Origin of the sequence: Enterobacter asburiae (assembly GCF_007035645.1) — a bacterium.
GTDB lineage: Bacteria > Pseudomonadota > Gammaproteobacteria > Enterobacterales > Enterobacteriaceae > Enterobacter > Enterobacter asburiae_B.
Window position 1 is genome coordinate 181,395 of the sequence record NZ_AP019632.1, and the last position, 19,248, is coordinate 200,642.

Sequence of the window (19,248 nt, forward strand, 5' to 3'; positions counted from 1 at the left end):
CCGCAAAGGCGGGGGCATTCAATCTTCACTACGCTATCTGTTTGCTGAGTGCAGGGTTGGCCTGAATCAGGCGCATCAGCCTTAACTCGGTTGGGGTGGGTTTCTCACGTTTTGACTCCCACTCCTGCACCATAGCCACGCTGACACCCATCGCTCTGGCGAATTCTTCCGTTTTCAGTCCTGTCCCTTTGCGCAATTGCTCATATTCTGTAAAGGGATTGGATTTTTGTTGCAGGGTAATCGCCTGCGGCACGTCTTTAAAAATGATCTGTTCCAGACTGCTCAGCAGTTCAAACTCAGGATCTTTATATTCCATTGAGGACTCCTCTTAAATCTCACATCGTGATCAAGAACATCAGAGAGCCAGTTAAGAATAGTCCCTAATACGAACCCAGGATCGTCACGGGTGTGATTAATCGTGCGATAACGATCGCTTTACCCGATTCAGCGATATGGATAGTTATGCTAATTACCTGATTAGTCATATGTCGGCTTCGGCAGGTATTTTTTTGTAAATGGTAAGAAATAAATCGGCAATAGCCGTTTTGCATGAAAAGAGTATCTTGCAAGGCTGACCTGGACTATCCTTGTCAGCGTCGGGCACGCGTGTGCCGGTGTGCGCTTTTTTGGGTGAAAGGAGTAATAAAATGGCGACAGGAAAGTCCTGCTCTCGCTGGTTTGCGCCTATTGCGGCGTTGTTGATGGTTGTTAGCCTGAGTGGGTGTTTTGATAAAGAAGGCGATCAGCGCAAAGCGTTTATCGATTTTCTGCAGAATACAGTGATGCGCAGCGGCGAGCGGTTGCCGACGCTGACTGCGGATCAGAAAAAACAGTTTGGCCCCTTCGTGTCCGATTACGCCATTCTTTATGGTTATTCACAGCAGGTGAGCCAGGCGATGGATTCCGGTATCCGTCCGGTAGTGGATAGCGTGAACGCCATTCGCGTTCCGCAGGATTATATGACGCAGCGTGAGCCGCTTCGCCAGTCCAACGGTGCGCTTGGCGTGCTGAGCCAGCAGTTGCAGAATGCGAAAATGCAGGCTGACGCGTCACGTTCTGCGCTGAAGCAGGGTGACGATCTCAAACCTGTCTTCGACAAAGTGTATGAGAAAGTGGTGACGAAACCGTCTGAAGCGCTGCAACCGCTGATTCCGGCCGCGCAAATCTTCACGCAGCAGCTGGTTCAGGTGGGCGACTTTATTGCCCAGCAGGATACTCAGGTGAGCTTTGTTGCCAACGGCATTCAGTTCCCGACCTCGCAGCAGGCAAGCCAGTACAATACGCTGATTGGGCCGCTGGCCTCACAGCATCAGGCCTTTAGCCAGGCCTGGAGTGCCGCCGTCACGGCCACAGAATAAACCGAAAAAACCCCGCGCATGGCGGGGTTTTTTTATGCTTATCGAAAATAACGCTTGTCATTCTTCTACCACATCGGTATAACTATCCCCGTCGGTTTGTTACACAGACCTAAAGCAGTTTAGTAAAGCAGTCCAGATTGTTATCCATAGATACCCTTCGTTGTGACCCTTCCTTCATCGCTTAAAAATCTGTAACGCAATCCATCAAGCCGGAAGGCTCAATATATTTGTTAATAAGGTAATTTCTATGTCTGCTAAAATGACTGGTCTGGTAAAATGGTTCAACGCTGATAAAGGTTTCGGCTTCATCACTCCTGACGATGGCTCAAAAGACGTGTTCGTACACTTCTCTGCTATCCAGAACGATGGCTACAAATCTCTGGATGAAGGTCAGAAAGTTTCCTTCACCATCGAAAGCGGCGCTAAAGGCCCAGCAGCTGGTAACGTTGTAAGCCTGTAAGCTTCCAACCCAGTAGCACAAAATTCAAAAACCCGCCTTCTGGCGGGTTTTTTCGTTTCTATCGTTGCACCTGCGGGTTCACGCAGTTTATCTCCACCTTTCCGCTTAGGGCGGCGATAAGGTTATCGACCGCAGTGGCCGCCATGTTGTAGCGCGTCTCATGGGTGGCTGAGCCGATGTGGGGCAGGGCGACGACGTTTGGCATTGTCAGCAGCGGGGAGTCCACCGGCAGCGGCTCCTGTTCAAACACGTCCAGACCTGCGGCATGGATCTCACCGTTCTGCAGGGCTTCAATCAGCGCCTTCTCATCTACCACCGGGCCACGACCCGCGTTGATGAAAATGGCGGATTTCTTCATTTTTTCAAATGCGGATTTGCCAATCAGATGACGCGTTTCGTCCGTCAGCGGCAGAACCAGACAAACAAAATCGGCTTCCTGCAGCAGAGTATCCAGCTCGCAGTAGCGGGCGTTGAAGCGTTCTTCGGCTTCACTGTGATGACGGCGCGCGTTATACAGAATCGGCATGTTAAAACCAAAATGCGCGCGCTGCGCCAGTGCCAGCCCAATGCGCCCCATGCCAACAATGCCCAGCGTTTTGCCGTTAACGTCCACGCCGAACCAGTCCGGTCCAATGCTTTTTGTCCATTCGCCCGCTTTCACGCGCTCGGCCACTTCCACCACGCGACGGGCCGTGGTGAGTACCAGCGCCATCAGCGTATCGGCCACGGTTTCCGTCAGGGCATGGGGGGTGTGCATCAGCAGGATCTTGCGGGCGTTCAGGGCATCCACATCGAAATTGTCGTAACCCACGGAAACGGTAGAGGTAGCACGAAGCTTCGGCATTTTCTCCAGCAGGGCGACATCCACTTTCTCGCTTGAACCCAGCAGGCCTTCGGCGCTGGCGAACGCTTCGGCGTGCTGCGCCACGGTTTCCGGGCTCAGGTTCTTCACCAGCGTGACGGTGAAGTGTTCTTCAAGGCGTTTCTGCAGATCTTCCGGCAGTGCTTTGTACAAAATGACGGACGGCTTCATGCTAATCTCCGTTGATTTTTAAGGATTCAGGCGTGGCGTGCGCCGACAGGGTGTTGTTGATTATTAGCAGGCTTAACAATCAGAGTAAGCCACACGGAGGCGAAAAGTGCCACCCCCATAAAGATGTACGATGCGGACGGGCTGCCGGTGGCACCGTTCAGGTAGCCGACGAACCAGGAGCCGCAGAACGACCCCAGCGCACCCATACTGTTAATCAGCGCCATCGCGCCACCCGCGACGTTACGCGGCAGCATTTCCGGGATGATGGCAAAGAACGGACCATACGGGGCATACATGGCGGCACCGGCGACCACCAGCAGGGTATAAGAGGCCCAGAAGTGATTTGCACCCACGGCCCACGAGCCGATAAAGGCAAAAGCAGCGATCAGCAGCAGCGGCCAGACAAACAATTTTCGGTTCTGCAGCTTGTCCGACGCCCAGGAGACGACGATCATGGCGATGGTCGCGGCCAGATACGGTACGGAAGAGAGCCAGCCCACTTCTACCATGCCGAGGTTTTCGCCGCCGCTGCGGATAATCGACGGCAGCCACAGCACAAAGCCGTACACGCCAATGCTCCAGGTAAAGTACTGTGCGCAGAGCAGGATCACGTTGCGCGAGCGGAAGGCTTCACCGTAGTTGCGTACCGCCTTCAGGCCTTGCTGTTCTTTATCCAGCTGCGCCTGCAGCGCCGCTTTTTCGTCTTCGGAAAGCCATTTCGCCTGGGCAGGTTTATCCTTCACCAGCACCCACCAGCAGAATGCCCAGATCACTGCCGGAACCCCTTCGATGATAAACATCTCGCGCCAGCCGAAGGACTGGATCAGGTAGCCAGACACCACCGACATCCACAGTACCGTCACCGGGTTACCGAGGATCAGGAAGGTATTCGCGCGCGAGCGTTCAGATTTGGTAAACCAGTTGCTGATGTAGATCAGCATCGCCGGCATCACCGCCGCCTCAACGACGCCGAGGATAAAGCGAATGGCGGCCAGGGCAGGAATATTGTTCACCACGCCGGTCAGTGACGCGCAGGCGCCCCACAGGATCAGGCAGACGAAGATCAGCTTACGCACGCTGCGGCGTTCCGCATAAATCGCGCCGGGGATCTGGAAGAAGAAGTAGCCCAGGAAGAAAAGGGCTCCCAGCAGGGAGGAGATACCTTTGGTGATGCCAAGGTCCTCTGTGATCCCCGCCGCGGACGCGAAGCTGAAGTTGGCACGGTCAAGATACGCCAGGCTGTACGTGATAAACACGATTGGCATGATGTACCACCAGCGTTTTACTGCATTGGTCGAACTGTTCATAGGCTTGCCTCTGTTGTTGAGGTTGTTACCGCCGTTGTCTGTAGGGTACACGGTGGCTTGTTTTGCTGAGTGCGATTTATGCCCCTCACCCCGGCCCTCTTCCCAGAGGGAGCAAGTCATTCCCTCGCCCCTCTGGGGAGAGGGTTAGGGTGAGGGGGATGTTTATTCGTTAAGCTCTGCTCGCGTGGGTAATCCTTCGCTGTCGCCCTGCACCTGAATGGCCAGCGAGCCAATCTTGTTGCCCCGCGCCACGGCCTGCGGCAGCGTTTTGCCTTCCAGCAGGGCGCTAATCACGCCCACGGCAAAACCGTCGCCCGCGCCGACGGTGTCGACCACGTTCTCAACCTTGACCGCCGCGACCGCGCCCTGTTCGCCGTCGGCCGTCTTAAACCATGCGCCATCGGCGCCGGTCTTCAGCACCACCGCTTTTACTCCTTTATTCAGGTAGAAATCGGCAATGCCATCCGGCGTGCTTTCGCCGGTCAGGATCATCCCTTCTTTCAGGCCCGGCAGAACCCAGTCCGCTCTGAACGCCAGACGGTTGAGCTTCTCGACCATTTCCGCTTCGCTTTTCCACAGCACCGGGCGCAGGTTCGGATCGAAAGAGATCGTTTTTCCCTGGGCTTTCAGAGTGGCTGCCGCGTGATCCAGCAGTTCATACGAGCTGGCAGACAGCGCTGCCGCCACGCCGCTCAGGTGCAGATGGCGCGCGGAGGCGAAATAGTCGGCGTGGTAATCCGCCACTGAGAGGTGGCTTGCGGCCGATCCCTTACGGAAATATTCCACGATGGGATCGGTTCCATTTTCGACCTTAGATTTAAGCTGAAAGCCGGTAGGGAAGCGTCCGTCGAGGGTGACGCCTGCGGCATCAATACCCTCTTTTTTCAGCGAGTCGAGAACGAAATGGCCAAAGCTGTCGTCCCCCACGCGGCTGACCCAGCCCACATTCAGGCCGAGACGCGCCAGGCCGGTCGCGACGTTCAGCTCTGCGCCCGCCACGCGCTTGATAAAGTGCTCCACCGCGCTCAGTTCGCCCGTTTCAGTGGCGACAAACATCGCCATGGCCTCGCCGATGGTGATGACATCCAGCGTCTTGTGCATGGTTTACTCCTCGCGCAGCAGGTTGACGTAATGGCGGGTAACGGCGGTTAAATCCGTCCCTTCCAGCGGGAACTCGATACCGCGCGGGGCATCGGCAGGCAGCTGGCCGAGCAGATCCAGCCAGCGCGCATCAGCGTGGTCCGGTGCCACGGCGCGGAAGTTATCTTTATGCGGCACGGCGGCTTTCACGTGGATATAGCTCACCGCAGGGGCAAGGTGACGCGCGGCCTCTTCGGGGGAATCACCGACCCACAGCCAGTTGCCCATGTCGAAGGTCAGCGTGACGGGCAATGCCATTTCCCGACAGGCGGCCTGGAAGCGCTGCATCGGCGCGAGCTGTCCACAGTCGGTCTGATCGTTCTCCACGACCAGCGCCATGCCGCTTGCGTTCAGCAGGCTACGCAGGGCGTCGAGAGGCTGCGCGTCGCGGAAATGGCCCAGGGAAACCTTCAGCCACAGGGCGTTCAGGGTGCTGGCCTCAGAGAGATAGCGGGTCAGATCCGGGTTGAGAGTGCCGTCGGGCATAAACAGGGCGGCGGGGGCGGAGTAGCACGCCAGCAGGCCGAGCAGCTCAATGGATTCTCCCAGCGCAGGCAGCGTCAGCAGCTCTTCGCTGCTGAACAGTTCCCGGCGGATCTCCACGCCGTCTGCCCCTGCGCCTGCAATAACGGGAAGCATCGCCCGCTGACCGCCTGCCTGTCGCACCTGTTCCGCACCGTACGCGGCGGTGACCACCATAATTTTCCTGCCCATCTTCGGACTCCATCGCAACATAACAATACTATTACGCTAGATGGAACCGGTTCCAAAGAAAAGGTCAGGATGTCGAATTTATGATCGGTATCACAAGGGAAAATTAACGCGCCGTGGAGCCGCGAACGATCAGCTCGCCGGAGAAGACCTGCTCGCGAACGGCATCGCTGGTGCCTTCAATGCGGCGAACCACTTGTTCAACAGCAGCATAGCCAATCTGCCAGGTGGGCTGTTTGAGTGTCGTAATGCCGACGCCCGCCAGTTCCGCCCACTCCAGTTCATCAAACCCCAGCAGACCGATATCGCTGCCCCAGTGCAGGCCAATGCGCTTGAGCGAGCGGGCGACCTGAAGCGTCAGCGCCCCGTTTGCGGAGATAACGGCTTTGCGCATCCCGCGATGGCGCGTGTGGAACTGGCGCAGGGTGTTGTCGAGCTGGTCGGCTTCGTGAAGCGGCGTTTCGGCATTTTCGGCGATCACGCCGGGATATCGCTCCAGCGTGGCGCGAAATGCGCTCAGGCGCTCGCGACGGGTATTGACCATCCCTAACGGTTCACTCAGAAACAGAATGGCCTCGAAGCCCTGTTCGATCAGATGTTCGGTGGCGGTCGTGGCGGCCTGGGTGTTATCCAGCCCGACCACATCGCAGGCAAATTCCGGAATTTTACGGTCGATGAGGACCATGGGCAGGGAGGATTGCTGCAGGCGATTTAAACCCTCTTCCCGCATGCCGACAGCGTTCACCACAATCCCTTCGACCTGATAGCTGCGCAGCAGATCGAGGTAATGCAGCTCCTGGTCGACTTCGTTGTTGGTATTACAGACCAGCGGCGTGAACCCCTTCTCGCGACAGGCGGCTTCAATACCGCTGAGGACGTTAACGGAATAGGGGTTGGTGATATCGGCGATGATAAGCCCGATAAGGCGGGTGCGGCCGCGTTTGAGCCCGCGCGCCATGAGGCTGGGACGGTAGTCGAGATCGGCAATGGCCTGTTCAATACGCGCCAGCAATGCGTCGGACAGCAGGTGTTTCTCGCCGTTAAGGTAGCGTGAAATACTTGTTTTACCGGTTTTGGCGGCTTTCGCCACGTCGCTGATGGTGGCCCGGGCTGGTTTGCTCATCGCTGATTTCCCTGAATTTAGTGAGAATACCTTAACGGGAAAATCAGACGAATCAAGTAATTTGCCCGGTGGCGCTGCGCTTACCGGAGGGTGCGGTCTGGTGCCCTCACCCCAACCCTCTCCCACGGGAGAGGGTGCAACCACTAAAAACGGCAACGAGCGTTGCCGTTTTGCTTTTACCTACTGAATTGGGCTTAACGTAATCTCAACGCGGCGGTTCTGCGCTTTGCCTTCCGCCGTGCTGTTGCTGGCGATAGGGTTGGCAGGGCCCATGCCGCTGGTGCGGATACGGTTCGCTTCAACACCCTGGGTAATCAGCGAGCTGGCCACGGAATCGGCGCGCTGCTGGGACAGTCGCATGTTCAGATCCTGGCTGCCGGTACTGTCGGTATAGCCAATCACGTTAACGGCGGTCTTGTTGTACTCTTTCAGCACCATCGCCACGCCGGTCAGGGTGTTTGCGCCTGCTGGTTTCAGCGTTGCGCTGCTGCTGTCGAAGGTCACGTTGTTCGGCATATTCAGGATGATGTTATCGCCGCTGCGCGTCACGCTCACGCCGGTTCCCTTCATTTTGTCGCGCAGCTTCGCTTCCTGCACGTCCATGTAATAGCCAACGCCGCCGCCCAGCGCCGCGCCCGCCGCGGCGCCAATCAGCGCGCCTTTGCCGCGGTCTTTCTTGGAGGAGGAGAGCGCCCCCACGCCTGCGCCGACCAGCGAGCCGATACCCGCGCCAATGCCGGATTTACCCGCTTCACGCTCACCGGTGTAAGGGTTAGTTGTGCAGCCAGAAACAGCCAGAGCACCGCTCACCAGAGCGGCAATAACGAGTACGCGTTTTTTCATCTTCTTTCCTTAATCCTTTTTATTCTTTGCCACGGCGAGCGTGGCAGTTGATTATGACGTCCAGATACGGAGAAAATTCCGGGTATAACTCTGAAATTTGTGACAAACCATAAACTGCCTCAGAAAGAAGGCCGTAAACCTGCACGCAACCAGGAGCGCACGCTTGAGCACCTCAACGAAAACCATTCTGACCGCCGCCCACTGGGGGCCGATGCTGGTCGAAACCGATGGCGAAAATGTTCTGTCGTCCCGCGGGGCACTGCCAACCCAACATCCCAACTCGTTACAGACCGTCGTTCGCGATCAGGTGCACAGCAAAACGCGCGTGCGCTGGCCGATGGTGCGTAAAGGTTTTCTGGCCTCGCCGGATAAACCGCAGGGGATCCGCGGTCAGGATGAGTTTGTTCGCGTGAGCTGGGATGACGCGCTGGCGCTGATCCACGCCCAGCATAAGCGCATTCGCGACACTTACGGTCCGTCGTCCATTTTTGCCGGATCTTACGGCTGGCGTTCGAACGGCGTGCTGCACAAGGCCTCGACGCTGCTGCAGCGCTACATGAGCCTGGCGGGAGGCTATACCGGCCATCTCGGGGATTACTCCACCGGCGCGGCGCAGGCGATCATGCCGTACGTCGTAGGGGGGAACGAAGTGTACCAGCAGCAGACCAGCTGGCCGCTGGTGCTGGCGCATACCGACGTGGTGGTGCTCTGGAGCGCCAACCCGCTCAATACGCTGAAAATTGCCTGGAATGCCAGCGACGAGCAGGGGATTGGGTATTTCGACGCGCTGCGCAAAAGCGGCAAGCGCATCATCTGCATTGACCCGATGCGCTCTGAAACCATGGATTTCTTCGGCGATAGCGCCGAGTGGATTGCCCCCCATATGGGCACCGACGTGGCGATGATGCTGGGGATCGCCCATACGCTGGTAGAAAACGGCTGGCACGATGTTGAATTCCTGACGCGCTGTACCACCGGCTTCGATAAATTCGCCGACTACCTGACGGGCCAATCCGATGGGGTGGCGAAAACGGCAGCGTGGGCGGCAGATATTTGCGGCGTACCTGCGGAGAAAATCCGCGAACTGGCGGCGTTGTTCCATAAAAATACCACGATGTTAATGTCCGGCTGGGGAATGCAGCGTCAGCAGTTTGGCGAGCAAAAACACTGGATGCTAGTAACGCTTGCCGCAATGCTTGGGCAGATCGGCACGTCGGGCGGGGGTTTTGGTCTCTCCTATCACTTTGCAAACGGCGGTAACCCGACGCGTAAAGCGGCGGTGCTGGCGTCTCTGCAAGGCTCGGTGCAGGGCGGCGTCGATGCCGTGGATAAAATCCCGGTGGCGCGTATTGTTGAAGCCCTGGAAAACCCGGGCGGTTTCTATCAGCACAACGGTCTGGACCGCCACTTCCCGGACATTAAATTTGTATGGTGGGCGGGCGGGTCGAACTTCACGCACCATCAGGATACCAACCGCCTGATCCGCGCCTGGCAGAAGCCGGAGCTGGTGGTGATTTCCGAGTGCTTCTGGACCGGCTCGGCTAAGCATGCAGATATTGTGCTGCCAGCGACCACCTCGTTTGAGCGTAACGATCTCACCATGACCGGCGACTACAGCAACCAGCATATGGTCCCGATGAAGCGCGTAGTGGCCCCGCGAGACGAAGCGCGTGATGATTTTGACGTGTTTGCTGAACTGAGCGAGCTGTGGGAAGCGGGCGGTCGCGAGCGTTTTACCGAGGGGAAAAGCGATCTGCAATGGCTGGAAACCTTCTACCAGATTGCCGGCCAGCGCGGCGCAGCGCAGGGCGTGACGCTTCCGCCATTTGCCGAATTCTGGGAAGCGAACCAGATCGTCGAGATGCCGGAGAGCGAACAGAACGCGAAGTTTGTCCGTTTTGCCGATTTCCGCCGCGACCCCGAGAACCACCCGCTGAAAACCGAGAGCGGAAAGATCGTGATCCACAGCGAGCGCATCGCCAGCTTTGGCTATGCCGACTGCCCGCCACACCCTATGTGGCTCGAGCCGGACGAGTGGCACGGCAACGCCCAGCCGGAACAGCTGCAGGTGTTGTCTGCGCATCCCGCGCACCGTCTGCACAGCCAGCTTAACTATACGTCTCTGCGCGAGAAGTATGCGGTCGCCGGGCGAGAGCCGGTCACGCTGAATTCCCTCGATGCGAAAGCCCGGGGGATTGCGGACGGCGACGTGGTGCGCGTCTGGAACTCGCGCGGGCAGGTGCTGGCAGGGGCGGTGGTGAGCGACGGAATTAAACCGGGCGTGATCTGCATTCATCAGGGCGCATGGCCCGACCTTGAGCCCGCCGAGGGAGGGATCTGTAAAAACGGGGCGGTTAACGTGCTGACCAAAGATCTCCCCAGCTCGAAGCTGGGGAATGGCTGCGCAGGGAACACGGCGCTGGCCTGGGTAGAAAAATATCAGGGACCCGAGCTTACCTTAACGGCGTTTGATCCGCCTGCCAGCTCATGATCCACGTCGGGTGCTGGGTATCATCCTGCCAGGCGCTGTCCTCAATGCGAAAGCCCTGAGCATGGTAGAAATTCACCGCCCGCACATTTTTCTGATATACCTCCAGGGTTAAATGCGGGAAGCGCTGTTGAACATGGTTCAGCAGCGCGCGCCCGATGCCTTTCCCGATGCATGACGGTGCGACAAACAGCGCGCCGACAAACTGAGACTGCATCACGCTGATAAATCCGTATGGCTCGCCATCCTGTTCCCAGACCCAGGTTTCCGCCGACGGCAGGTAAACGTCCCGCACCATGGCCTCGTTCTCTTTCCAGTAACCCGGCTCGATAAACGGATGCGCTTCCGTGGTGCTTTCAAGCCACAGGCTCAAAAGCGGCGCGGTATTCTCACTTTGCCATTTGCGGATCATGATGGCCTCCCGGATGACAGAAGCAGCCGGTAACGTGGTCGTTGACCAGGCCACAGGCCTGCATAAAGGCGTAGCAGATGGTGGAACCGACAAACTTAAAGCCGCGTTTTTTCAGGGCCTTCGAGAGCGCATCCGAGGCCGGGGTAGAGGCCGGGATTTCCGCGAGCGTGGCGGCTTGGGTGACCTGCGGATCGTTGTTCACAAACGTCCAGACAAAATCTGAAAATGATTCGCCGTTTTGCTCCATTGCCAGGTAAGCGCGTGCGTTACCGATGATGGCCTGGATCTTACCGCGATGACGGATGATACCGGCGTCCTGCACCAGGCGTTCCACGTCTTCATCGGTCATCGCGGCGACGGCGACAGGATCGAACTGGTGGAAGGCGTTGCGGTAGTTTTCACGTTTCTTCAGTACCGTAATCCATGACAACCCCGCCTGCTGGCCCTCCAGACAGATCATCTCAAAGAGTTTTTTGCCATCCGTTTCCGGCACGCCCCATTCCCGATCGTGATAGTCGATATAAAGCTGATCCTGGTTCACCCAACCGCAACGTTCCATCCGTCATCTCCCTTATTGATACTGATTTCGCAAAATTTTCATTCTGACTGGCTTGACGTGTTTACTATAAAGACAATAGTTAATACAAGGGTTATAAGCTCTTCCTGAATAACGACAAATATCGCCGAATTCGGCTCTCTCTGGGGTCGCGTTGATGATGATAAAAAAAATCAGTGGTCGCCATGCTGCTTCTGGCCTGGTGGGGATTTCAGCCTGCCTGTTTTTTTGTAATACAGCGTCTGCCTGGCAACAGGAATATATCGTTTCAGACGCCCAAAATAATACGGCGGAACGCTATACATGGGACGCGGATCACCAACCGCGTTATGAGGATATTCTGGCTGAGCGTATTCAGTCTTCGCAAAACGCGCCGGGTCTTGCCCTGAATATACCGTCTGGCAGCACGCCGGAGGGGATGATGAGCGTGGGCTGGAATTTTCCGGTTTCAGCGCGTATCACCACCGGTCCGGTAGTGGCGTGGCGGTACGACGGCACGGCTCCCATGATGATCAACGAGTTTGGTGATAGCGCGTCGACGCAGGCAATCACCGACCCGCTCTGGCATGCCAGCGTCAGCACGCTGGGGTGGCGCGTGAATACCCAGTACGGCGATCTTCGTCCGTGGGCGCAGATTAGCTATAACCAGCAGTTTGGTGAAAACCAGTGGAAATCGCAGTTTGGCATGCCGCAAACGCCAGCCCCTGCCCAAAACGGTAGCTGGATGGACGTCACCGTGGGAACGGATATTCCTTTTAATACGCACGTCGCGGCCTATGCGTCGCTGGCTCAGGGGGAGCACACCACCACCGGTGAGGAGTTTTTATACACCCTCGGCGTTAGCGCAAATTTCTAGAGTTGTTGCTTTTTTAAACGTTACGATAACATCTCGAATACAACAACCACGGGCGTTACAGCGATAGCGGATACTAACACGCTGTCGCTTTATGCCCGGGCCAGGCCATTCATTCCCGTTTCCAGGCATTTCATTCCGTTCCGCCTGCATTTCATGCCGTTTTACCCCAGGCGTATTAAGGTTTTGTTTATCGTTGTCCTCAGCGAACTTCCTTAATTTCTCTTGCAGGACGACTGCCATGAACACATCAACTTATAACCGCACGCGCTGGCTCACGCTCTTTGGCACCATCGTCACCCAGTTTGCGCTGGGGTCGGTCTATACCTGGAGCCTGTTTAACAGCGCGCTTTCCGACAAACTCGGCGCGCCGGTCAGCCAGGTTGCGTTCTCCTTTGGTCTGCTGAGCCTGGGTCTGGCGATTTCGTCTTCCGTCGCGGGCAAGCTGCAGGAGCGTTTTGGCGTGAAGCGTGTGACCATGGCGTCCGGCATTCTGCTGGGTTTGGGCTTTTTCCTGATGGCGCATTCCAGCAACCTGATGATGCTGTGGCTGAGCGCCGGCGTGCTGGTGGGTCTGGCCGATGGCGCAGGTTACCTGCTGACCCTGTCGAACTGCGTGAAGTGGTTCCCGGAGCGTAAAGGCTTAATCTCCGCGTTCGCCATCGGCTCTTATGGCCTGGGCAGTCTCGGGTTCAAATTTATCGACTCCCATCTGCTGGCGTCCGTTGGCCTCGAAAACACCTTTATGATCTGGGGCGCAATCGTGCTGGTGATGATTCTGTTCGGCGCCACGCTGATGACCGATGCGCCGCAGCAGGAGGTCAAATCCGTTAACGGCGTGGTGGAGAACGACTTCACCCTCGCGCAGTCCATGCGTAAACCGCAGTACTGGATGCTGGCGGTGATGTTCCTGACGGCCTGCATGAGCGGACTTTATGTCATCGGCGTGGCGAAGGATATCGCGCAGGGGATGGTGAAGCTGGATGCGGCTACGGCGGCGAATGCGGTGACGGTCATCTCCATTGCCAACCTCTCCGGTCGTCTGGTGCTCGGTATTCTGTCTGACAAAATTGCCCGCATCCGTGTGATTACGATTGGGCAGGTGGTTTCGCTGGTCGGCATGGCGGCGCTGCTGTTCGCTCCGCTGAATGAAGCCACCTTCTTTGCGGCGATTGCCTGCGTGGCCTTTAACTTCGGCGGCACGATTACCGTCTTCCCGTCACTGGTAAGCGAGTTCTTTGGCCTGAACAATCTGGCGAAAAACTACGGCGTTATCTATCTTGGCTTCGGGATCGGCAGCATCTGCGGCTCGCTGATAGCCTCTCTGTTCGGCGGGTTCTACGTGACCTTCTGCGTCATATTTGCCCTGCTGATTATCTCGCTGGCGCTCTCGACCACGATTCGCCAGCCGCAGCGTGAAGTATTCAAAGAAGCGCACGCGTAAGCAGTATGAAAGAGGCCTCTGTGGCCTCTTTTTTCTTTATGCGAGACGCTTCCCGTCTCGATATTTTGTAAAAATTTATACCGATCACACTCTCTGCTGCCACTTTTCTCTCCCGCTGTGGTCTACTTATCGCGCTTGTAGACGTTTCTAATAACGCTTCCTTACGCATTTACGTACTCTGTCCGCTTTCTCTTTGAGATTCGTCGGGTTTTTATACCCCTTCCCCCAGGGTTGTTTGCATGAAATACATTAGGTCTCTTACCCAGCAAAGATTGTGTCTGATGCTGGCTGTCTATATCGGATTATTTCTGAATGGCGCGGTACTGTTCAGAAGAGTGGAAGGTTATTTTGAACACCTTACCGTGAGTAATGGTATTTTTGCCGCCATTGAAGTGTTCGGCTCCGTCCTCGCTACCTTCTTCCTCTTACGCCTGCTGTCCCTTTTTGGCCGACGTACCTGGCAAATTTTGGCCTCGCTGGTGGTGATTATTTCCGCCGCCGCAAGCTATTACATGACCTTTATGAACGTGGTCATTGGGTACGGTATCGTTGCCTCGGTGATGACCACGGATATCGATCTCTCGAAAGAGGTGGTAGGGAAAGGCTTTATCGTCTGGACAGTTTTAACCTGTCTGATACCGCTGTTCTTTATCTGGAACAATACGTGCCGCTATACGCTGTTACGCCAGCTGCGCACCCGTGGACAGCGGATCCGCAATATCGTCGTTGTCCTGCTGGCCGGACTGCTGGTATGGGCGCCAATCCGCCTGATGGAAACGCAGCAAAAACGCGTTGAAAAAGCGACGGGCGTGGATATGCCAAGCTATGGCGGCGTGGTGGCAAACTCCTATTTGCCGTCTAACTGGCTGTCAGCGTTAGGTTTGTATGCCTGGGCGCAGGCGGACGAATCCAGTGATGTGAAATCGCTGATCAATCCAACGAAAAAATTCACCTACCAGCCGCCAGCCGACGGGATTGATGATACGTACGTCGTCTTCGTCATCGGCGAAACGACGCGCTGGGATCATATGGGTATTCTCGGCTATAACCGGGACACCACGCCAAAGCTGGCGCAGGAGAAAAACCTGGTGGCTTACCGTGGCTACTCCTGCGATACCGCAACCAAGCTCTCGCTGCGCTGTATGTTTGTGCGTGAAGGCGGTGCAAGCGATAACCCGCAACGCACGCTGAAAGAGCAGAACGTGTTTGCCGTGCTGAAGCAGCTTGGGTTTAGCTCTGACCTGTTTGCGATGCAAAGTGAGATGTGGTTCTACACCAACACCCTTGCAGATAACATCGCGTACCGCGAGCAGATTGGCGCCGAGCCGCGTAACCGCGGTAAAAACGTCGACGACATGCTGCTGCTGGAAGAGATGTCGCAGTCCCTCAAGAACCATCCGCAGGGTAAGCATCTGGTTATTCTGCATACCAAAGGGTCGCATTACAGCTATTACCAGCGCTACACGCGTGATTTTGCGAAGTGGCAGCCTGAGTGCGTGGGCATTAATAAAGACTGCAGCAAGCAGGAGCTGATCAACGCCTACGATAACTCGGTGCTGTACGTGGATACCTTCCTGAGCCGGGTGATCGACCAGCTGCGCGATAAAAAAGCGATTGTGATTTACGCGGCAGACCACGGTGAATCCATCAACGAGAAAGAGCACCTGCACGGTACGCCGCGCAAGCTGGCACCGCCGGAGCAGTTCCGCGTGCCGATGATCATGTGGATGTCGGATAAGTATCTTGAAAATCCGGAGAAGGCGAAGATGTTTGCTCAGCTGAAAAAAGAGGCGGAGATGAAGGTGCCGCGTCGTCACGTTGAGCTGTACGACACCATTATGGGTTGTCTCGGCTATACCTCACCGAATGGTGGGATTAACGAAAACAACAACTGGTGTAAACTCCCTGATAACAGCGTAAAAGCCGCGCAGTAGCTGCCCTGGCGAGAATATCGCCAGTTGAATGGCTTTTTGAAAATAAGGGATTGACGGGGGCGCACCTCAGCAGTAAGATGCGCTCCGCATTCGGCGAGTAGCGCAGCTTGGTAGCGCAACTGGTTTGGGACCAGTGGGTCGGAGGTTCGAATCCTCTCTCGCCGACCACATTCTGAAAAGGGCTAACCGCAAGGTTAGCCCTTTTTGCATTATGATCTTATCCCGTCAGAGTATCCAAAACGCCCCTTAGGCCTGCTTCTCCCTGCCTGTTAACGATTTTGTGACATAATCCATTGTATTTTTTTATATATAGATTGATCTTTTTTCGCGTTGCTTATGGATAACCTCAGCATTTTTCGCTGTGCGTTTTAACGTTCGCGGTATTTAGTGCTCAGATAATCACCATTCTGCAAGAAAATTTACCCATTCTGAATAAAAGTTAATCACTGATTGTTGCGAAATATGAAGAGACTTGTGCTGCAAGATAGCGAGTAGCATAAATTTCCCTGCTGAAAACTGGCATACATAGTTTTTTTAATCTTTGTTTGCGGTTTCTCACACTCAGCGTAAATCCCCGTCACCTGTATTGACGTTTTCACATTCTGTTGACAGATTGTAGGGCATGAGGGGCATTTCAGGGACGATCTGCGCTGCAACTCAAACGCTCTTCTGAAAGGATTCTCCATCCCTTTAAAGCCTTCGGGCATCACCGACCGGACCGGGTAAAAAATAAATAAAGGTCTGGCGGCGTAACACAACAAAGCAAAACATCACATTGGAGCAGAATAATGAGTATTTCCTTGAAGAAGTCAGGGATGCTGAAGCTTGGTCTGAGCCTGGTGGCTATGACCGTGGCAGCAAGCGTACAGGCAAAAACCCTGGTTTACTGTTCTGAAGGCTCGCCGGAAGGCTTTAACCCACAGCTCTTTACCTCTGGTACGACTTACGACGCAAGCTCTGTACCGATCTATAACCGTCTGGTTGAATTCAAAACCGGTACCACGGAAGTGATTCCGGGTCTGGCCGAGAAGTGGGACGTCAGCGAAGACGGTAAAACCTATACCTTCCACCTGCGCCAGGGCGTGAAGTGGCAGGACAGCAAAGAATTCAAACCAACGCGCGACTTTAACGCCGACGACGTTGTGTTCTCCTTCGACCGCCAGAAAAACGCTCAGAACCCGTACCACAAAGTGTCTGGCGGCAGCTATGAATACTTCGAAGGGATGGGTCTGCCAGACCTGATCGCTGAAGTGAAAAAAGTGGACGATAAAACGGTTCAGTTCGTGTTGACGCGTCCGGAAGCGCCATTCCTGGCTGACCTGGCCATGGACTTCGCTTCAATTCTGTCCAAAGAGTACGCGGACAACATGCTGAAAGCCGGTACGCCGGAAAAAGTCGACCTGAACCCAATCGGTACCGGTCCATTCCAGCTGCTGCAGTACCAGAAAGACTCCCGCATTCTGTATAAAGCGTTCGAAGGCTATTGGGGCACCAAGCCGCAGATCGACCGTCTGGTCTTCTCCATCACGCCTGATGCGTCAGTGCGTTATGCAAAACTGCAGAAAAACGAATGCCAGGTAATGCCGTACCCGAACCCGGCTGATATCGCCCGAATGAAGCAGGACAAGAACATCAACCTGCTGGAGCAGGCTGGCCTGAACGTGGGCTATCTCTCCTTCAACACCGAGAAAAAACCGTTTGATGACGTGAAAGTGCGTCAGGCGCTGACCTACGCGGTGAACAAAGAAGCGATCATCAAAGCCGTTTACCAGGGCGCGGGCGTTGCTGCCAAAAACCTGATCCCACCAACCATGTGGGGCTATAACGACGACGTTAAAGACTACAGCTACGATCCTGAGAAAGCGAAAGCGCTGCTGAAAGAAGCGGGCCAGGATAAAGGCTTTACCGTTGAGCTGTGGGCGATGCCTGTACAGCGTCCGTACAACCCGAACGCACGCCGTATGGCGGAAATGGTTCAGGCTGACTGGGCTAAAGTTGGCGTTCAGGCCAAGATTGTGACCTACGAGTGGGGCGAGTACCTGAAGCGCGCCAAAGCGGGTGAGCACCAGGCGGTAATGATGGGCTGGACCGGTGATAACGGGGATCCGGACAACTTCTTCGCCACCCTGTTCAGCTGCGCGGCGGCGAAAGACGGTTCTAACTACTCTCGCTGGTGCTACAAGCCGTTTGAAGACCTGATCCAGCCGGCGCGTGCGACCGACGATCACAACAAACGTATTGAACTGTACAAGCAGGCTCAGGTTGTTATGCACGATCAGGCTCCGGCGCTGATTGTTGCTCACTCCACCGTGTACGAGCCAGTGCGTAAAGAAGTGAAGGGCTACGTGGTTGATCCACTGGGCAAACACCACTTCGAAAACGTATCTGTTGAATAATAAGTAGGGTGTTCTCCCTCTCCCTCTGGGAGAGGGCAGGGGTGAGGGGATGCATGCACGCCCTTCACCCTAACCCTCTCCCGCCAGGAGAGGGAATTTACATTTGTGAGCAATACAGACGTCACGCCACTGGTCGTGCGTCATCAGAGAGAATCCGGGTTATGTTGCAGTTCATCCTCCGACGTCTGGGACTTGTTATCCCCACGTTTATCGGTATCACCCTTCTCACTTTTGCCTTCGTCCATATGATCCCCGGCGACCCGGTAATGATTATGGCGGGCGAGCGTGGTATTTCCCCTGAGCGCCATGCACAGCTGCTGGCGGAACTCGGTCTCGATAAGCCGATGTGGCAGCAGTACCTCCACTATATATGGGGCGTGTTGCACGGTGATTTAGGGATTTCGCTGAAAAGCCGTCTTCCGGTGTGGGACGAGTTCGTGCCGCGTTTCAAAGCGACGCTGGAACTGGGCATCTGCGCCATGATTTTTGCCACTGCGGTGGGTATTCCTGTTGGGGTGCTGGCTGCCGTTAAGCGTGGCTCTATTTTCGATCATACCGCCGTGGGTCTGGCGCTGACCGGTTACTCCATGCCTATCTTCTGGTGGGGCATGATGCTGATCATGCTGGTCTCCGTGCAATGGAACCTAACCCCGGTCTCCGGGCGCGTCAGCGATATGGTCTTCCTTGATGATACCAACCCGCTCACCGGCTTTATGCTGATCGACACGGCTATCTGGGGCGAAGAGGGCAACTTCATTGATGCCGTCGCGCACATGATCCTGCCTGCGATGGTGCTGGGCACCATTCCTCTGGCGGTGATCGTGCGTATGACCCGTTCCTCCATGCTGGAAGTGCTGGGCGAAGATTACATCCGCACCGCGCGCGCCAAGGGCCTGACGCGTATGCGCGTCATCATCGTCCATGCGCTGCGTAATGCCATGCTGCCGGTGGTGACCGTTATCGGCCTTCAGGTGGGGACGTTGCTGGCGGGGGCGATCCTGACCGAAACCATCTTCTCCTGGCCGGGCCTTGGACGCTGGCTGATTGACGCGCTGCAGCGCCGTGACTATCCGGTTGTGCAGGGCGGTGTACTGCTGGTCGCGACGATGATTATCCTCGTCAACCTGCTGGTCGATTTGCTGTACGGCGTGGTGAACCCGCGTATTCGTCATAAGAAGTAAGGGACCATC

At 55.9% G+C, this 19,248-nt stretch carries 17 protein-coding genes and 1 tRNA gene; 9 read left to right on the forward strand and 9 right to left on the reverse strand.

Annotated elements, in window-relative coordinates:
- Positions 1 to 28 precede the first annotated feature (28 nt).
- Entirely contained in the window at positions 29 to 316 is a 288-nt protein-coding gene (locus tag FOY96_RS00810) for an HTH-type transcriptional regulator (RefSeq protein WP_029740975.1), read from the reverse strand.
- A 331-nt stretch (positions 317 to 647) separates the two neighbouring features.
- On the opposite strand from FOY96_RS00810, the gene FOY96_RS00815 reads away from it, so the two are divergent.
- Both FOY96_RS00815 and cspE read left to right on the forward strand, forming a co-directional pair.
- Positions 648 to 1,358 carry a DUF3053 domain-containing protein gene (locus FOY96_RS00815; RefSeq protein WP_023309949.1) on the forward strand — a complete coding sequence of 237 codons (711 nt, stop codon included), beginning with the start codon at positions 648 to 650 and terminating at the stop codon, positions 1,356 to 1,358.
- Positions 1,359 to 1,605: 247 nt separating this feature from the next.
- Entirely contained in the window at positions 1,606 to 1,818 is a 213-nt protein-coding gene (cspE, locus tag FOY96_RS00820; RefSeq protein ID WP_003860775.1) for a transcription antiterminator/RNA stability regulator CspE, read from the forward strand.
- Between the two features lie 58 nt (positions 1,819 to 1,876).
- On the opposite strand, the gene ghrB is transcribed toward cspE, so the two are convergent.
- From ghrB to FOY96_RS00850, 6 genes are all read right to left on the reverse strand, one after another.
- Positions 1,877 to 2,851: a glyoxylate/hydroxypyruvate reductase GhrB gene (gene ghrB, locus FOY96_RS00825; protein WP_048976284.1), complete on the reverse strand. Its 975-nt coding sequence runs from the start codon at positions 2,849 to 2,851 to the stop codon at positions 1,877 to 1,879.
- 26 nt (positions 2,852 to 2,877) lie between these two features.
- Positions 2,878 to 4,158: an MFS transporter gene (locus FOY96_RS00830; protein WP_023309951.1), complete on the reverse strand. Its 1,281-nt coding sequence runs from the start codon at positions 4,156 to 4,158 to the stop codon at positions 2,878 to 2,880.
- 162 nt (positions 4,159 to 4,320) lie between these two features.
- Positions 4,321 to 5,259, reverse strand: a complete 939-nt coding sequence (locus FOY96_RS00835; RefSeq protein WP_143346376.1) for a sugar kinase — start codon at positions 5,257 to 5,259, stop codon at positions 4,321 to 4,323.
- A 3-nt stretch (positions 5,260 to 5,262) separates the two neighbouring features.
- The gene (locus tag FOY96_RS00840) at positions 5,263 to 6,012 is read right to left on the reverse strand and encodes a sugar phosphate isomerase/epimerase family protein (RefSeq protein WP_039261178.1); all 750 of its coding nucleotides are present in this window, start codon (positions 6,010 to 6,012) and stop codon (positions 5,263 to 5,265) included.
- 103 nt (positions 6,013 to 6,115) lie between these two features.
- On the reverse strand, positions 6,116 to 7,132 hold the full coding sequence (locus tag FOY96_RS00845; RefSeq protein ID WP_039261180.1) for a LacI family DNA-binding transcriptional regulator: 1,017 nt from the start codon (positions 7,130 to 7,132) through the stop codon (positions 6,116 to 6,118).
- A gap of 180 nt (positions 7,133 to 7,312) precedes the next feature.
- Positions 7,313 to 7,975, reverse strand: coding sequence for an OmpA family lipoprotein (locus FOY96_RS00850; RefSeq protein ID WP_008502762.1), 663 nt, complete (start codon positions 7,973 to 7,975; stop codon positions 7,313 to 7,315).
- 211 nt (positions 7,976 to 8,186) lie between these two features.
- On the opposite strand from FOY96_RS00850, the gene FOY96_RS00855 reads away from it, so the two are divergent.
- Positions 8,187 to 10,466: a molybdopterin guanine dinucleotide-containing S/N-oxide reductase gene (locus tag FOY96_RS00855; RefSeq protein WP_269473787.1), complete on the forward strand. Its 2,280-nt coding sequence runs from the start codon at positions 8,187 to 8,189 to the stop codon at positions 10,464 to 10,466.
- Here the strand turns inward: FOY96_RS00855 and FOY96_RS00860 are convergent.
- Together FOY96_RS00860 and tag are read right to left on the reverse strand one after the other, a co-directional pair.
- Positions 10,429 to 10,875: an N-acetyltransferase gene (locus FOY96_RS00860; protein ID WP_032661790.1), complete on the reverse strand. Its 447-nt coding sequence runs from the start codon at positions 10,873 to 10,875 to the stop codon at positions 10,429 to 10,431. The genes FOY96_RS00855 and FOY96_RS00860 overlap by 38 nt on opposite strands.
- Positions 10,853 to 11,434: a DNA-3-methyladenine glycosylase I gene (gene tag, locus FOY96_RS00865; RefSeq protein ID WP_143346378.1), complete on the reverse strand. Its 582-nt coding sequence runs from the start codon at positions 11,432 to 11,434 to the stop codon at positions 10,853 to 10,855. Before tag ends, FOY96_RS00860 begins: the two co-directional genes overlap by 23 nt.
- A 154-nt stretch (positions 11,435 to 11,588) precedes the next feature.
- On the opposite strand from tag, the gene FOY96_RS00870 reads away from it, so the two are divergent.
- The 6 genes from FOY96_RS00870 to dppB all read left to right on the forward strand — a co-directional run bounded on the left by FOY96_RS00870 (position 11,589) and on the right by dppB (position 19,239).
- A complete protein-coding gene (locus tag FOY96_RS00870) occupies positions 11,589 to 12,287 on the forward strand; it encodes an autotransporter domain-containing protein (protein ID WP_143346379.1) in 699 nt (232 codons plus the stop codon).
- Between the two features lie 238 nt (positions 12,288 to 12,525).
- Positions 12,526 to 13,728, forward strand: a complete 1,203-nt coding sequence (locus FOY96_RS00880; protein ID WP_143346381.1) for an L-lactate MFS transporter — start codon at positions 12,526 to 12,528, stop codon at positions 13,726 to 13,728.
- Between the two features lie 239 nt (positions 13,729 to 13,967).
- Entirely contained in the window at positions 13,968 to 15,662 is a 1,695-nt protein-coding gene (gene eptB, locus FOY96_RS00885; RefSeq protein ID WP_039261186.1) for a kdo(2)-lipid A phosphoethanolamine 7''-transferase, read from the forward strand.
- A 91-nt stretch (positions 15,663 to 15,753) separates the two neighbouring features.
- A tRNA-Pro gene (locus FOY96_RS00890) sits at positions 15,754 to 15,830 on the forward strand.
- A 620-nt stretch (positions 15,831 to 16,450) separates the two neighbouring features.
- Positions 16,451 to 18,058 carry a dipeptide ABC transporter periplasmic-binding protein DppA gene (dppA, locus tag FOY96_RS00895; protein WP_094935112.1) on the forward strand — a complete coding sequence of 536 codons (1,608 nt, stop codon included), beginning with the start codon at positions 16,451 to 16,453 and terminating at the stop codon, positions 18,056 to 18,058.
- A gap of 161 nt (positions 18,059 to 18,219) precedes the next feature.
- Positions 18,220 to 19,239, forward strand: a complete 1,020-nt coding sequence (gene dppB / locus FOY96_RS00900) for a dipeptide ABC transporter permease DppB (RefSeq protein ID WP_006177810.1) — start codon at positions 18,220 to 18,222, stop codon at positions 19,237 to 19,239.
- The last annotated feature ends 9 nt before the right edge of the window (positions 19,240 to 19,248 follow it).

Bases quoted from the DNA above. Each gene is read 5' to 3' on its own strand.
- FOY96_RS00810 (WP_029740975.1), bottom strand. From the start codon at position 316: ATGGAATATAAAGATCCTGAGTTTGAACTGCTGAGCAGTCTGGAACAG.
- FOY96_RS00815 (WP_023309949.1), top strand. From the start codon at position 648: ATGGCGACAGGAAAGTCCTGCTCTCGCTGGTTTGCGCCTATTGCGGCG.
- cspE (WP_003860775.1), top strand. From the start codon at position 1,606: ATGTCTGCTAAAATGACTGGTCTGGTAAAATGGTTCAACGCTGATAAA.
- ghrB (WP_048976284.1), bottom strand. From the start codon at position 2,851: ATGAAGCCGTCCGTCATTTTGTACAAAGCACTGCCGGAAGATCTGCAG.
- FOY96_RS00830 (WP_023309951.1), bottom strand. From the start codon at position 4,158: ATGAACAGTTCGACCAATGCAGTAAAACGCTGGTGGTACATCATGCCA.
- FOY96_RS00835 (WP_143346376.1), bottom strand. From the start codon at position 5,259: ATGCACAAGACGCTGGATGTCATCACCATCGGCGAGGCCATGGCGATG.
- FOY96_RS00840 (WP_039261178.1), bottom strand. From the start codon at position 6,012: ATGGGCAGGAAAATTATGGTGGTCACCGCCGCGTACGGTGCGGAACAG.
- FOY96_RS00845 (WP_039261180.1), bottom strand. From the start codon at position 7,132: ATGAGCAAACCAGCCCGGGCCACCATCAGCGACGTGGCGAAAGCCGCC.
- FOY96_RS00850 (WP_008502762.1), bottom strand. From the start codon at position 7,975: ATGAAAAAACGCGTACTCGTTATTGCCGCTCTGGTGAGCGGTGCTCTG.
- FOY96_RS00855 (WP_269473787.1), top strand. From the start codon at position 8,187: ATGCTGGTCGAAACCGATGGCGAAAATGTTCTGTCGTCCCGCGGGGCA.
- FOY96_RS00860 (WP_032661790.1), bottom strand. From the start codon at position 10,875: ATGATCCGCAAATGGCAAAGTGAGAATACCGCGCCGCTTTTGAGCCTG.
- tag (WP_143346378.1), bottom strand. From the start codon at position 11,434: ATGGAACGTTGCGGTTGGGTGAACCAGGATCAGCTTTATATCGACTAT.
- FOY96_RS00870 (WP_143346379.1), top strand. From the start codon at position 11,589: ATGATGATAAAAAAAATCAGTGGTCGCCATGCTGCTTCTGGCCTGGTG.
- FOY96_RS00880 (WP_143346381.1), top strand. From the start codon at position 12,526: ATGAACACATCAACTTATAACCGCACGCGCTGGCTCACGCTCTTTGGC.
- eptB (WP_039261186.1), top strand. From the start codon at position 13,968: ATGAAATACATTAGGTCTCTTACCCAGCAAAGATTGTGTCTGATGCTG.
- dppA (WP_094935112.1), top strand. From the start codon at position 16,451: ATGAGTATTTCCTTGAAGAAGTCAGGGATGCTGAAGCTTGGTCTGAGC.
- dppB (WP_006177810.1), top strand. From the start codon at position 18,220: ATGTTGCAGTTCATCCTCCGACGTCTGGGACTTGTTATCCCCACGTTT.